Annotated in this window: 13 protein-coding genes; 6 read left to right on the top strand and 7 right to left on the bottom strand. The window is 52.5% G+C overall.

What is annotated here, in order from left to right:
* The gene (locus BM025_RS11375) at positions 1-1,926 is read right to left on the bottom strand and encodes a lytic transglycosylase domain-containing protein (RefSeq protein ID WP_085848111.1); all 1,926 of its coding nucleotides are present in this window, start codon (positions 1,924-1,926) and stop codon (positions 1-3) included.
* Positions 1,927-2,117: 191 nt separating this feature from the next.
* On the opposite strand from BM025_RS11375, the gene dapA reads away from it, so the two are divergent.
* On the top strand, positions 2,118-2,990 hold the full coding sequence (gene dapA, locus BM025_RS11370; protein WP_085848112.1) for a 4-hydroxy-tetrahydrodipicolinate synthase: 873 nt from the start codon (positions 2,118-2,120) through the stop codon (positions 2,988-2,990).
* A gap of 184 nt (positions 2,991-3,174) precedes the next feature.
* Here the strand turns inward: dapA and BM025_RS19205 are convergent, their stop codons facing one another.
* Positions 3,175-3,324 (bottom strand): hypothetical protein, encoded by a 150-nt coding sequence (locus BM025_RS19205; RefSeq protein ID WP_170842180.1) that lies wholly within the window; start codon positions 3,322-3,324, stop codon positions 3,175-3,177.
* Positions 3,325-3,416: 92 nt separating this feature from the next.
* On the opposite strand from BM025_RS19205, the gene smpB reads away from it, so the two are divergent.
* The 4 genes from smpB to BM025_RS11350 all read left to right on the top strand — a co-directional run bounded on the left by smpB (position 3,417) and on the right by BM025_RS11350 (position 6,546).
* Positions 3,417-3,896, top strand: a complete 480-nt coding sequence (gene smpB, locus BM025_RS11365; protein WP_085848113.1) for an SsrA-binding protein SmpB — start codon at positions 3,417-3,419, stop codon at positions 3,894-3,896.
* 144 nt (positions 3,897-4,040) lie between these two features.
* Positions 4,041-4,340: a hypothetical protein gene (locus BM025_RS11360; RefSeq protein WP_085848114.1), complete on the top strand. Its 300-nt coding sequence runs from the start codon at positions 4,041-4,043 to the stop codon at positions 4,338-4,340.
* Between the two features lie 167 nt (positions 4,341-4,507).
* Positions 4,508-5,362: a 3-mercaptopyruvate sulfurtransferase gene (gene sseA / locus BM025_RS11355; RefSeq protein ID WP_085848115.1), complete on the top strand. Its 855-nt coding sequence runs from the start codon at positions 4,508-4,510 to the stop codon at positions 5,360-5,362.
* Positions 5,362-6,546, top strand: a complete 1,185-nt coding sequence (locus tag BM025_RS11350; RefSeq protein WP_085848116.1) for an amino acid aminotransferase — start codon at positions 5,362-5,364, stop codon at positions 6,544-6,546. Before sseA ends, BM025_RS11350 begins: the two co-directional genes overlap by 1 nt.
* A gap of 56 nt (positions 6,547-6,602) precedes the next feature.
* On the opposite strand, the gene BM025_RS11345 is transcribed toward BM025_RS11350, so the two are convergent.
* The 3 genes from BM025_RS11345 to BM025_RS11335 all read right to left on the bottom strand — a co-directional run bounded on the left by BM025_RS11345 (position 6,603) and on the right by BM025_RS11335 (position 9,288).
* Entirely contained in the window at positions 6,603-7,418 is an 816-nt protein-coding gene (locus tag BM025_RS11345) for a lysozyme family protein (protein ID WP_085848117.1), read from the bottom strand.
* A gap of 177 nt (positions 7,419-7,595) precedes the next feature.
* The gene (gene amt, locus BM025_RS11340; protein ID WP_085848118.1) at positions 7,596-8,915 is read right to left on the bottom strand and encodes an ammonium transporter; all 1,320 of its coding nucleotides are present in this window, start codon (positions 8,913-8,915) and stop codon (positions 7,596-7,598) included.
* Between the two features lie 34 nt (positions 8,916-8,949).
* The gene (locus BM025_RS11335; RefSeq protein ID WP_085848119.1) at positions 8,950-9,288 is read right to left on the bottom strand and encodes a P-II family nitrogen regulator; all 339 of its coding nucleotides are present in this window, start codon (positions 9,286-9,288) and stop codon (positions 8,950-8,952) included.
* A gap of 266 nt (positions 9,289-9,554) precedes the next feature.
* Here BM025_RS11335 and BM025_RS11330 point away from each other — a divergent pair, with 266 nt between their 5' ends.
* Complete coding sequence (locus BM025_RS11330) at positions 9,555-11,777, top strand: transglycosylase domain-containing protein (RefSeq protein ID WP_085848120.1); 2,223 nt, start codon at positions 9,555-9,557, stop codon at positions 11,775-11,777.
* An 84-nt stretch (positions 11,778-11,861) separates the two neighbouring features.
* Here the strand turns inward: BM025_RS11330 and BM025_RS11325 are convergent, their stop codons facing one another.
* Both BM025_RS11325 and BM025_RS11320 read right to left on the bottom strand, forming a co-directional pair.
* Positions 11,862-12,476 carry an MlaC/ttg2D family ABC transporter substrate-binding protein gene (locus BM025_RS11325; RefSeq protein ID WP_085848121.1) on the bottom strand — a complete coding sequence of 205 codons (615 nt, stop codon included), beginning with the start codon at positions 12,474-12,476 and terminating at the stop codon, positions 11,862-11,864.
* Positions 12,469-13,218, bottom strand: a complete 750-nt coding sequence (locus BM025_RS11320; RefSeq protein WP_244515623.1) for an MlaA family lipoprotein — start codon at positions 13,216-13,218, stop codon at positions 12,469-12,471. The genes BM025_RS11325 and BM025_RS11320 overlap by 8 nt, the downstream gene beginning before the upstream one ends.
* Positions 13,219-13,353 lie beyond the last annotated feature (135 nt).

The raw sequence follows: 13,353 nt of genomic DNA, 5'->3' as shown, positions 1-13,353 counted from the left end.
TTATCGCGCCTGCAGGTCTTTCGATAGGGTGATAGGCTGCACTTTCCCGCTGAGACGCGCCCGGTACACGGGCACACTTTCAGCGATGCGCATCACATAGTTTTGCGTCTCGCGAAATGGGATGTGTTCGATCCAATCTATGACGTTGGTCTGGTTGGACCTTGGGTCACCATATTGTTCGATCCATCTGTTTGCACGCGTGGGGCCTGCGTTGTATCCCACGGCAATCAGAGGAATGTTATAGCCATAATCTTCTATGAGTTTCGCCAAATATTCAGACCCAAGCCGGACGTTGATTGCGGGGTCGTACAGATCGTTAGGCGTGAATTTTGGCAAACCGACGCGGTCGGCCATGTCTTGCCCTGTTTTTGGCATCAACTGCATCAATCCGGCGGCGCCCACATGGGACCGCGCATTTGGGTTGAATTCACTTTCGCGTCGCGCAATGGACAGCGCCAGTTCTGCAGGCACAGGCAAGGCATTTTTTTCCAACCCGTGCATGGGATAATATGCGCGGTTCAGCACGACGCCTTGGTCAGCCGCAAATTTGGCAACAAGTACTGCGATATACGGGTCTGTATCTAGCGCTAGATCACCGAGTTGACCTAATTCTTGTGGTGTTAAAGCTTCGCCCAAATGCCGCATAAACCGCGCTGCGAGAGGCGCATCGCCAGCTTGATACAATAGTAAGGCTGACTGCAGCACGCTTGAGCCCATAAACGTCGCTTGGGCATAGGGCGGAAATTGCCTTTCACCAATCAGGTTTTTATCCATGGCAAGACCCGCGCGCTCGGCTGCCAAAAGCCCATAAAATGATGTCTGGAACTGAGCCCCAAAGGCATAGGCTGCCGCGGCATCATCTTTGGCCCCTAAAGCTTCTAAGGCGCGGCCTTCCCAATAGCCTGCGCGCCCAAGTGAAATGGGGGTGCTGACGGACATGCGAAAGCGGTTGAAGTGATCTAAGGCGCGGGCTGGATCGTCGAGATAGCGCAACGCGATGTAGCCAGACAGCCATTCCAGATCAGCGTAGTGGTCTTCGTCGGGCTGCAAATAGTGGCGCGAGGCAGCCGAGTAGGCGATGCGGGACTTGCCATCACGCATCATTTGCCGTGCCAAAGACCGCCTGCGATCGCCCCATTTTTCAGGTACGCCTAAGGCATCTCGACTGGTCGAATGTTGCAGCATCCATGTCACGGCATTATCGGCGCTGCTGTTTTTCGCCCGCCAGACAAAGCGTTCATAATTTAAAACAGGAGTGCCGCCCAAAGTATTGGGGGTGGCATTGATCAAAGTGTTCATGCCGTTTTTGTTTTCGGCCACGGCTTGGACCGCGGCGACGACTTTGTCCCAACCTTCGGGCATCAGTGGCGCAATGCTGGCCGCTTCGGTGTAGTTGCCATCCCAAAGAGCACGCTGCATTCGGGCTGTGACATGGTCGGTCACGGTGTCCCCGTAGCGATCTATCAAACTCTGCGCTTGAGTATCTGACAGGGGCAATTCGCGCCATGTGATTACAGCCTGCGCTGCCGCATCCCCTTTGGCTCCCGTGGCTTCATAAGCATCAATCAACCGCAAAGCGCCGGTCGCGGTGGCGGGGGGGTAGGCGGTGAGATAATCGATGACTTGGCGTGGATCGGCGTCTGCGAGAATCGCAGCTTCGCCTTTTTGCGCCAAAAGCGGCAAGCCGGGCCAATCTGCATTTTTCCGCAAAAAGGTACGATATTCGTCGAAGGTGCCTTTGCCTGCGCGCAGGCGGTGCCAGTCGATTACATCACGCCCAAGGCCGGTGGCCTGCGATTTGGCGCTGTCCCAGTCCCCCAATGCACGAAATTTGTAAGCTGCGCGCAATGCGTCTGCATCTGTAGGTTGCGCGAGTGCTGGCATGGAAAATGCTATAAAAACAGCGGTGTAAATGGCGCGTATCATTGCGGAAGTCTGCCTCTCGTGCTCGTTTTTTTGTTCGTTTTGCAACAAAGGTAACGCTTGTGCATTAAGTCGCAATACACATTCTTGGCATTCTGCGCGAAGGCGAGTAGTTTCCGCGTGATATTCATAGGGGCGATTCAGTCCCGCGCGGGCGATAGTCGTCCAACTTAACAAACGAAAAGGAGCGCACAATGTTTAAAGGGTCATTTCCAGCCCTGGTGACGCCGTTGAAGGACGGCTCAGTGGACTTTGACGCCCTCAAACGTTTGGTTGAGTGGCACATCGAGCAAGGCACAGATGGGTTTGTTCCGGTGGGCACAACAGGTGAAAGCCCTACCTTGTCTCACGCTGAGCACGAGCAAGTGGTCGAAGCTGTCGTTGCAACCGCTGCAGGCCGCGTGCCTGTGATCGCGGGCGCTGGGTCGAACAACACGGCTGAAAGCATTCATTTGGCACAGCACGCTGCCAAAGTTGGTGCCGAAGCAGTTTTGGTTGTGACGCCTTATTACAATAAACCCACGCAAGCAGGGTTGATTGCGCATTTCACAGCCATCCATGATGCGGCTGATATTCCGATTGTGATCTACAATATTCCAGGTCGGTCTATTGTTGATATGTCACCTAAAACCATGGGTGTTTTGGCTAAGTTGCCGCGCATTGTTGGCGTCAAAGACGCGACAGGTGATTTGGCACGGGTCGCGGCGACGCGTATCACTTGCGGTACAGATTTCTTGCAGCTGTCCGGCGAAGATGCCACCGCATTGGGCTTTAATGCGCACGGTGGGCGGGGCTGTATTTCTGTGACCGCCAACGTTGCACCGAAACTGTGCAGCGAAATGCAAGCGGCGACGCTGGCTGGTAACTATGCACTGGCGCTTGAGATCACCGATAAACTGATGCCTTTGCACCAAGCCATTTTTGTAGAGCCCGGTTTATGTGGCGTGAAGTACGCAATGTCGCTTTTGGGGTTATGCTCTGAAGAGGTGCGTTTGCCACTTTTGCCCGTAAGCGATGACACCAAAGCGCAGATCAAATCCGCAATGGAATTTGCAGGTCTGATTTAAGCGCGGCTAAATATGATTTAAAAAGGGGGCCAGATGGCTCCCTTTTTTGTGGCCTTTTGAAAAAGGCTTTAGGGCTTGTGCAATTTGGTCGGGTGCAAAGCGTCCAATCGATTTCGCAGCACTTCCATCAACAACGCGGTCATCATGCCGATGTTCAGCAGTCTATTGGTGGCGCAGATCCTGCTTAACAGCCGCCAGTTTGGGCTTGTGCGGTTCTTTGATCAGCCATGTTATGTGCACGGTTTAAAATAATTTCAAACACCAAAAAACCGAGTGTAGCGACCAAAACAGATAGTAAAATAAGACAGCTGCCGACAAAAATCTGAATGAACATAGGCTGGGGCTCCATTTTCGGTCGAATATGGTAAAGCTGCACGCCGCGCGCCAGTGGACACTGTGCTGTGGATGCCCTATTTGAAGCATATTATGGCAAAGAAACAGACCGCAGAAGAAAAGAACTACAAGGTGATCGCCGAGAATCGGCGCGCACGCTATGACTATGCCATTGAAAGTGACATAGAGTGCGGCATTATTTTGTCTGGCTCTGAGGTGAAATCCCTACGCACCGGTGGCTCTAATATCGCTGAAAGCTATGCCTCTGTTGATGACGCGGAACTGTGGTTGACCAATTCCTATATCGCGCCATATCAGCAAGCGATGTTCCCACATGAAGAGCGTCGCAAGCGTAAACTTCTTGTGTCGAAGCGCGAGCTGTCCAAACTGTGGCAAGCGACTGGGCGCGAAGGTATGACGCTGGTGCCGTTGGTGATGTATTTCAACCATAAGGGCCGTGTCAAAATCAAACTTGGCGTCGCTAAAGGTAAGAAAAACCACGACAAGCGTGCGTCAGATGCCAAGCGTGATTGGGCGCGTCAAAAATCACGTTTGCTGCGCAATAATTCCTAAATTAATCTGCCGTTTCGTTGAAAACTGGGGAAAACCATAGGGTTTCTCCCCTATCTGTGCGCGCCCCGTCTGTCCTAAGGTTAGATCAACAAGGCGAGAGCCCGCTTTGCATCTAAATATAAGGCTCGGGTGAAGGAACGGACTATGGAACAAATTATTATTCAATTGATCGCTGGCGCAGTGGGCGGCAATGCCGTTGGCAAGTTGGCACCAAAGCTTAATCTTGGCACGCTTGGGAACTCTGTTGCTGGTATCGTCGGTGGCGGTCTTGGTGGGCAGCTTTTGGGCATGCTTGGTGCCGGTGGTATGGGCGCAGCTGTAGCCACAGGCGCAGGTGGTGTTGATCTTGGCGCCATCGTTCAAAGCGTTGCAGGCGGCGGCGTTGGCGGAGGTGTCTTGATGGCTGTTGTCGGGTTGATCAAATCACAAATGAACAAAGGCTAATTGAGTCTACGTTAATAGCAGGGGGCGTGCTGTCGAGCGCGCCCTTTTTGCGTTTTAAGGTGGAATTTGGTCAAGTTGAGCTAGAAACACCTCTTTGGGCGGTCTCGTGTCTTGCATGAAACGAGGCAGAGCGCTATGCGAAGATGTCCCAATTTAAAGGCCGAGATATGCCTCATAACGATCCGAAAACACTCGTGTCAACGACATGGCTCGCCGAACATATTAAAGACCCCGATCTGCGTTTGATCGATGCGTCTTGGTATTTGCCCGACATGAACCGAGATGCTAAGGCTGAGTATCTGAGTGGGCATATTCAAGGTGCGCGTTTTGTCGACATTGATGATGTCTCAGATGCGCGCTCTAGCTTGCCACACACTGTGCCTCCCGTTGAAAAGTTTATGTCGCGCATGCGTGCGCTCGGCATCGGTGATGGACACCAAGTTGTGGTCTATGATGGCGCTGGGTTGTTTTCTGCGGCACGTATTTGGTGGATGTTTAAGTATTTTGGCCAAGAAAAAGTTGCCGTTTTGGATGGCGGATTGCCCAAATGGATCGCCGAAAAACGGCCTTTGACCACCGAACTTCCCGTGATTCGTGATCGACACATGGTGGCCGCGCCGCGTGCTGAGTTACTGCGTGATGTTACCCAGGTGGCGTCGTCTTCAAAGCTTGGCGATCACACCATCATCGACGCACGATCTGGCCCGCGCTTTCGGGGGGAATCACCTGAACCACGTGCTGGCTTGCGTGCAGGCCACATTCCCAATTCGCGCAATGTGCCTTATGGGTCTTTGCTGCACCCAGATGGCAGTTTGAAACACCCCGGTGCACTGCGTCTGATGTTTGAGGCAGCTGGCGTCGATCTGACCAAACCAGCGATCACGACCTGTGGCTCGGGTGTGACTGCTGCCATTGTGAGCCTCGCGCTTGAGCGGATCGGAGTAAAGCATGCGCTTTACGATGGAAGCTGGGCGGAGTGGGGCATGTACGGCGATTTGAAAGTCGCAACAGGAGAAGCATGATGCTGAACAATCTAAGCCCACAAAACCCTGATCCAATTATGCAGCTTATTACGCTGTGCCGTGAAGATCCGCGTGAGACGAAAATCGATTTGGGTGTTGGCGTTTACAAAGATGGTGCTGGCAACACGCCTGTGATGCGCGCCATTCGTGCCGCAAGCAAAAAGGTTTGGGATAACGAGACGACGAAAGTTTACACAGGTCTGCCTGGCGACCCTGCTTTTGGCAAAGCAATGCGCGATTTGGTGTTGGCTGATTCTGTCGAGGGCTCTCGTGTTGCTGCGATTGCGACCCCCGGTGGCACAGGCGCAATTCGTCAAGCGTTTGAATTGGCGCGCAAAGCCAATCCTGATGTGACTGTCTGGACGTCGAATCCAACATGGCCAAACCACTTGGCGATTTTGAAATTCATGGGTTTGCCAAACACCGAATACGCATACTTTGACGAGGCGTCCTGTACCGTTGATTTCGATGCGATGATGGACAGCCTTCAAGGGGTGAAAGCGGGCGACATGGTTTTGTTGCATGGCTGCTGTCACAACCCAACTGGCGCGAATTTGACGCTTGAACAATTTGGTACAGTTGCCGATCTGATTGCTGACAAGGGTGCGTTGGCCTTGGTTGATATCGCGTACCAAGGCTTTGGAGATGGCTTGGAAGAAGACGCTGCCCCAACCCGTCTTTTGGCATCGAAATTGCCAGAGATGCTTGTTGCCGCTTCGTGTTCCAAAAACTTTGGCGTGTACCGCGAACGCGTTGGTTGCTTGATGGCGATTTCAGAAGATGCTTCGATTACGCCGAACACTCAAGCGAATATGAACTACCTGAACCGCATCGCATTTTCATTCCCGCCTGACCACGGCGCGCGTTTGGTGACGACCGTTCTGACGGATGACGCGTTGACTGCAGATTGGAAAGACGAACTGGAAACTGTGCGTTTGAGCATGCTTGGCCTACGCACGCAGTTGTCTGAAGAATTGCGCCAGCGGACAAATTCAGACCGTTTTGACTTCATTGCGCAACACCGTGGGATGTTTTCGCGGATTGGTGCGACACCGGAAGAAGTGCTAAAAATGCGCGAAGATTTTGGGATCTACATGGTGTCTGACAGCAGGATGAATATTGCGGGCTTAAACCCAACCACTGTGCCACTTTTGGCGGAAGCCATTGCCAAGTCTTGCAAATAAACGTGCTGCACTAATGATGTAAAAGGGCCCTCATAAGAGGGCCTTTTTTGTTAAATTTAGCCCGACTGAATATCGCGCATTTGCGCATCAAAGGCTTTCCACGTGATTGAAGCCTTGTTCCCGGCAAGACCATGATAGTGAGATTTGCCACTTGATGTCGGCAGGCCGGCCCAGATTTTTGCCAGATTGTGCATGAAAGTATGTCGCTTCATTTGACCTGCTTGGAATGCGTGCAGGCCTGCGTCCGCCAGTAGGATGTCAGACAGGGCGTCTTGTAGCTCAGGCGTGAAGGGGGCGCTCTGAGGCACCCCAAGCTCTGTGACAAGGCGTTTGAGCGTTTTGGGGATAAACTGATACCGCCCGATAGCATGGGGTTGGCCCGGTGTGGCTTTGATCCATGCGTATATGTCGCGAATGGTCATTTGTGTGGGTCGTTTTGCAGGACGTATTTTTGCACCATGCTGGACAGCGTCATAGCCATCACGGCGCGATTCTGCTTGGCCGATGATGTATCGAATTTTTTCAACCGATGTGCCAGCTTTGGGCGATGCGTAAAGCCCACGCCTTGCAGCCGTCATCACATAAGTTGGGGCTGACAAAGTAGTCAATGTCTGTGCTAAGGCCGGCTTGGATATGGGGTTTGGGCGTGGTGGCAAGGGCGCCAAAAAGCCCAAATTGGCCTTTGTTGAAACAAGGCTGGAGCTTTGGGACGAGGCTAGAATTAAAGGGGCTGATCGCCCCAGTGGTGCAAGCATACCGCGATTTTGAAAAAGCAAAGATCCACCGATGGTCGAGCTGGGTTCTGCAACGGCAGAGCCCAAAGCAATGAACAAAAGTAAATGTGCGCCGAGCACGCGGTGGACTAGGGCCATTCTGACCTCCTTGTTTTGGTGGTGCGTGGGCACCTGCCGACAATAGACAAGGAGACTATCCGTAAAATTTATTGAGAATTGGTTGAGATGCACGATGTTAAGTGCGGCAAGGACTAGATCAAAACAAAAGGCCCGAACATCTCTGTCCGGGCCTTTCAAATTTGATTTTAAAGGGGATTAGCCTTTGTAGAACTCAGGGTAAGCTTCCATACCGAGCTCTGCTTTGTCGAGGCCCATGATTTCAGATTCTTCTGAGACGCGGATGCCGCCGAATGCTTTGAGGATCAGCCAAACAACCAAGGATGTGATGAACACAAAGGCGCCAATTGCGATGATGCCGATTGCCTGTGTGACAAAAGATGTACCGTCGTTTGTAAGTGGAACAGCCATTGTGCCCCAGATGCCAGCGATCAAGTGAACTGGGATAGCGCCAACAACGTCATCGATTTTCATTTTGTCTAGCATTGGAACTGCGTAGACAACGATCACGCCGCCGATACCGCCGATAACCAAAGACATGAACAAAGAAGGCATCAATGGTTCAGCTGTGATGGATACAAGGCCAGCAAGTGCGCCGTTGAGGATCATTGTCAGATCGACTTTGCCGTATGTGACTTGTGTTAGGATCAGTGCAGCAACCGCGCCGGCAGCAGCCGCCATGTTTGTATTTGCAAAGATGCGAGACACGTCAGTGATGTCGCCAACTGTGCCAGCAGCCAATTGTGAGCCGCCGTTAAAGCCGAACCAACCGAGCCACAAGATGAACGTACCCAATGTTGCGAGCGCCAAGTTAGAGCCAGGCATTGGAACAGTTTTGCCATCTTTGTATTTGCCGATGCGTGGGCCGAGAACGATAGCACCTGCAAGTGCCGCGAAACCGCCTGCTGCGTGAACCAATGTGGAACCAGCAAAGTCAGAGAAACCCATTTCAGACAAGAAGCCGCCGCCCCACTGCCAAGATGCTTCGATTGGGTAAATGATACCAGTCAAGACCGTGGTGAAGATCAAGAAAGGCCATAATTTAATGCGTTCAGCCAGTGTGCCAGATACGATGGACGCTGTGGTTGCACAGAACATCAACTGAAAGAAAAAGTCAGATGCGCCTGAAGCGTAATCAAGGGCAGCGTCTGCCGTAGCAAGACCAACTGGTTCAAGTGATGTGATAGCGAACCATGGGCCCATGACGCCTTCGATCACCCATTCGCCTGGGTACATGATGCCGTAGCCGATGAGCCAGTACATGATGGATGCAATCGCAAAGAGCGAGATGTTTTTGGTCAGCTGCGTTGCAACGTTTTTAGAACGTACAAGGCCCGCTTCGAGCATGGCAAAACCAGCTGCCATCCAGAACACCAAGAAGCCACCAATAAGGAAGAGCAACGTGGTAAAGATATAGGGGTTGATGTCAGGTGCGACTTCCGCAGCGTCCTGAGCAAAGGCGACAGCAGGCAGCGCGGAGGCAACCAGTGAGGCCGGAATGAGTTTGGTGAGTTTCATGTGGGGTGTCCCTTTTTGTCTCAATCTTGCGCGCTTAGATGGCGTCGTCGTTGGTTTCGCCGGTACGGACGCGCACTGCGCCTTCCACGTCGAGAACAAAGATTTTGCCATCGCCGATTTTGTCGGTCTTGGCCGTGGCCGCGATGGTGTCGACAACTTGTTCTGCCATGGCATCTGCCACAACGACTTCAAGTTTCACCTTTGGCACAAAGTTTACGGCATATTCTGCACCGCGATAAATTTCTGTGTGACCTGATTGTGAGCCAAAGCCCTTAACCTCAGTCACCATCATTCCGCGCACGCCAATGCTGGTCAGTGCTTCGCGGACTTCTTCAAGCTTAAATGGCTTGATGGCTGCGATAATTAGTTTCACGTTTTTCCCCTTCCGATTAGTCGGGTGCTGTCGGCTCAGACAGTCACTGGCTAAGATCAACGCTGTTCCTAGCGAGCGCACAAGGAATAGGCGGTCTAGATGCGAGTCAAAAACAGGCAATTGTGCTCAAAAATTATACATTTTAGGCATTACGATTAAAAATTAATCTAAAAATAAAGCAGACAAGCGTGAGCGATTCCCCTCAACATTCGGACAAGGCCTCTATATTGTGCAGGCAACGTATAAAAAACGATTGAGCGGGTAACATGGCAGGACAAGGTGGCACAGGCCGAGGGAGTGGTAAAAAGCGCTTGGTTGCAGAGCGCAGGTATCCTGCTGCAACGCGGGCAAACTCAAACTCAAACTCAAACTCAAACGCAAAACCCAAGACCGCTAGAACTAAATCCACTAGAAAAACTACTCGACGCGCATCCGCGCCCAAACGGTCTTCAAATATCTTTGTACGGGTGTTTGGTGGATTGATCCGCTGGGTGCTGCGCTTGGTCTGGCTTACATTCTCACGCGTGGCTTTGGCTGGCGCTGTGGTTTTGGGGTTGGCGATTTTTTATATCTACACAACACTGCCACCTTTTTCAGAATTGCTGGATGGGCGCGCACGCGGCTCAGTTACGTTGACCGACCGCGAAGGCGCTGTCTTTGCGTGGCGTGGTGAACAGTTCGGGGGGCAGATTACCGCAGACACCGTGTCGCCCTATTTGAAAAATGCTATCGTCGCGACTGAAGACAAGCGGTTCTATAAGCACTTGGGTGTTTCACCGCGTGGTGTTGCGTCGGCCGTAAAAATCAACTTGTCTGAAGGGCGAGGGCCTTTGTCTGGTCACGGTGGATCGACCTTGACCCAGCAGGTTGCAAAACTTTTGTGTCTTGGGGTGCCGTTCGACCCGACAGAGTGGAAAAATCAAACGGCTTATGAGGCCGATTGCCGCCAAGGCAGCATGGTGCGCAAAATCAAAGAAGCCGTCTATGCGATGGCAATGGAAGTCCGTTATTCCAAAAATGAAATTCTATCTATTTATATGAATCGTGCCTATTTGGGCGCTGGTGCAAATGGGTTTGAAGCGGCCTCACAGCGCTACTTTGGTAAATCAGCGGCCCAAGTGAACATTGCAGAATCGGCAATGCTTGCGGGTCTTTTGACTGCGCCGTCACGTTTTGCGCCGACCAGTAACCTGAAACGTTCGCAAGAACGTGCGGGCATTGTATTGCTGCTGATGAATCAACAGGGCTACATCACAGACGCCGAGCGGGCCGATGCCAAAGCGCACCCCGCTGTGCTCTCAGATGCGGCCGAGCAGCGCGCAGGTGGGTATTTTGCAGATTGGGTTATGGGGGCCGGACCTGACTTTTTAACGCGTGAAACTACCGAAGATGTGGTGATTGACACGACCTTTGACCCGCGCCTGCAAACCGCTGCCGAGGACGCATTGACATGGGTGTTCGAAAACAAAGTCAAAGAAGGGTCAAAAGCCCAAGCTGCAATCGTGATCATGAGTGCGGATGGCGCTGTGCGCGGCATGGTGGGGGGGCGCAAACTGCGCGGCATTACGGGCGGCTTTAACCGCGCGACACAGGCCAACCGCCAACCGGGGTCTGCGTTTAAACCTTTTGTCTACGCCACAGCTTTGGATATGGGGTGGTCATATGACAGCCCTATTCTGGATGAACCCATCACAGTCAAAATTCCGGGTTCTGGCGATTGGTCGCCGCAAAACTATGATCGCAAATTTCATGGTTTGGTGACGGTCACAGATGCACTGCGGCACAGTTATAATATTCCGGCAGTCAAATTGGCGATGGATGTGGGGCTGGAAAATGTCCGTACGGTGGCGCAGATGTTTGGCATTGAAAGCGATTTGGCGCAGGGGCCAGCCTTGGCTTTAGGTGCATCTGAATCCACGTTGTTGGAAATGACTGGGGCGTACGCTGGCATCTTGAATGGCGGTTCGTCTGTGACGCCATATGGTTTGCGTTCATTGCGCCTCAAGGGCGAAACGGACGAGCTTATGGGGCAAGATGGCGGGCTTGGCGAGCGGGTCATCACACCAGCTTCTGCAGAGCAACTGATCTATATGATGTACAATGTCGTGCAAAATGGCACGGGCGCACGGGCGCGTTTGGAAGGCGTCGAAGTTGCAGGCAAAACAGGCACGACCCAAGCGGCACGCGATGCGTGGTTCATGGGATTTACCGCTGATTACGTGGTGGGGGTCTGGATGGGGTATGATGACAATTCCCCTTTGACGGGGGTCACGGGGGGCGGTTTACCCGCTGATATTTGGCATGAAACTATGAAGCGCGTGCATGCCGGCCAGCCAGCCAATCCGTTGCCGATGTTGCGCCCTTCTGCCCCGCCACAAATTCCTGCCAACACGTCGCCAAGCGTGTCTAACAGTGGCCGTCCATCAGGTGATAAAGCCCAAAACGTTTTGGGGGATATTTTGTCGTCTATCTTTGGCGGTAAAAACTAGAGACGGTGTTTTACAGACCAAATAAAAACGGCGCATCTTGGGTCCAAGACGCGCCGTTTTCATAAGTGTTAAGCCTAAGGGGCTTTATGACAAGCGGGCTGTCAGCGTGTCGATATTGCCACCGGCTTTGTCGAGCAGCGCACCAATTTCGGCGCGCTCGGATTTCAGCAAAGAAATGCCTTCGATGGCCAAGTCAATGAATTTGCCTGACTTGTCCGCCACAATAAACGAGATTGCAAAAGGTGCTTCACCGCGCAAAATGGCTGCGCAAGACACATCATAGATCGAATTGATTTTTTGTGTGCGCTGCACTTCGATTTTCCCGCCGATGAATTCACGAAACCGCGAACCGTATTTGCGGGCAATGTAGCCTTGGAATGCGCTGGTGAATGCATTCAATTGTGCCGATGATGCCGAGCGTGCAGACGGGCCAAGCGCCGAGCGGGCGATGTTTGGCATATCCGCGTAGCGGGACAATGTTTTTTCAAAATCACGGTACATGTTGGATTCTGATTTGCCGGAATTGATGATGCTGTTGATGTCTGCCACAGCCTTGGTGATCAACGCTTCAGCTTCGGCAGATGAAAATGCCAAGGCCGAACGCGGCATGGCAGTCAATGCAGCTACGCCAGCCAGAGCGCTTGTCAAAAATTTACGACGGGCCAACAAGGCGGGGCGTGAGGGGAACATGTTATTCATAAAAATCCTCGTAAAGATCATAAGAGGGGTTTGCACTCGCCTCGGTGTCACCTTGTGTGCTCACCGTGCCAAGATCGAAGCGTCGTTTGCCTAAGTATGATAGGCGCATTTGTGTGTAACCATCAGCGCTGTCGTATATCACTGACTCGTATAGGTCAGAATAACGATAGCGTGTGTCGACGATACTCGCCACTTTGAGCCCTGTCGATGCGTTTGCAACCTTAGTATCAGCCACTGCGCTGAGCGGGTTCATTGCGATATCTACGACAAGACCAATGGCGTCGCGGCTTGTTGAGGGGCCGTAGACGGGCAGCACAAGATACTGACCTTCGCCAACGCCCCAAGCATGCAAGGTCTCGCCAAAGTCGCTGTCACGCTCATCAAGCCCAATTTCTGATGCAGGATCAAACAAGCCGGCGATCCCAAGTGTCGCGTTGAGCGCGAAGCGTGCCGTGTTGTGCAGGGCGTCACCAAGCTGGAATTGCAGTAAATCGTTCACCACAACGCCGGGCAAGCCCAAGGTCTCAGACACATTGCTCAACCCTTTGCGCACCGGATCAGGTAAAACTGTGCCATACGCCACGGCAACCGGTTTGATTACAGCGCGGTCCAGTTTGACGTTGTCTTCGTAAACGATGCGGTTTTGTGCTTCGTGCCGATCGTTTACCGCAGAGGTCGGTGCCTGTGAGCTGCACGCGGATAGGGCGAGCCCTGCGCTCAATATGAGTATGGTGTGTTTCACTGGTCTGATTCCGATTACATGCGTTTGTAGCTTAGAGCCACTTAGATATAGGTGCCAGATAGTCATTCTTCAGCGAAAGCCCAATATTAACATACTGTGCTGTACGATCCTGTGACACAGAATCAACAGTGTTTG

It is taken from the genome of Pacificibacter marinus (assembly GCF_900109555.1).
Taxonomy (GTDB): Bacteria; Pseudomonadota; Alphaproteobacteria; order Rhodobacterales; family Rhodobacteraceae; genus Celeribacter; species Celeribacter marinus_C.
This window is presented reverse-complemented; position numbering and strand designations above follow the sequence as displayed.

What these genes read in the sequence shown, in the direction of transcription:
- smpB (WP_085848113.1), top strand. Translation starts at nt 3,417, where the DNA reads ATGGCAAAGAAACAGACCGCAGAAGAAAAGAACTACAAGGTGATCGCC.
- BM025_RS19205 (WP_170842180.1), bottom strand. Translation starts at nt 3,324, where the DNA reads ATGTTCATTCAGATTTTTGTCGGCAGCTGTCTTATTTTACTATCTGTT.
- BM025_RS11360 (WP_085848114.1), top strand. Translation starts at nt 4,041, where the DNA reads ATGGAACAAATTATTATTCAATTGATCGCTGGCGCAGTGGGCGGCAAT.
- BM025_RS11375 (WP_085848111.1), bottom strand. Translation starts at nt 1,926, where the DNA reads ATGATACGCGCCATTTACACCGCTGTTTTTATAGCATTTTCCATGCCA.
- BM025_RS11325 (WP_085848121.1), bottom strand. Translation starts at nt 12,476, where the DNA reads ATGAATAACATGTTCCCCTCACGCCCCGCCTTGTTGGCCCGTCGTAAA.
- sseA (WP_085848115.1), top strand. Translation starts at nt 4,508, where the DNA reads ATGCCTCATAACGATCCGAAAACACTCGTGTCAACGACATGGCTCGCC.
- BM025_RS11350 (WP_085848116.1), top strand. Translation starts at nt 5,362, where the DNA reads ATGCTGAACAATCTAAGCCCACAAAACCCTGATCCAATTATGCAGCTT.
- BM025_RS11345 (WP_085848117.1), bottom strand. Translation starts at nt 7,418, where the DNA reads ATGGCCCTAGTCCACCGCGTGCTCGGCGCACATTTACTTTTGTTCATT.
- BM025_RS11330 (WP_085848120.1), top strand. Translation starts at nt 9,555, where the DNA reads ATGGCAGGACAAGGTGGCACAGGCCGAGGGAGTGGTAAAAAGCGCTTG.
- amt (WP_085848118.1), bottom strand. Translation starts at nt 8,915, where the DNA reads ATGAAACTCACCAAACTCATTCCGGCCTCACTGGTTGCCTCCGCGCTG.
- dapA (WP_085848112.1), top strand. Translation starts at nt 2,118, where the DNA reads ATGTTTAAAGGGTCATTTCCAGCCCTGGTGACGCCGTTGAAGGACGGC.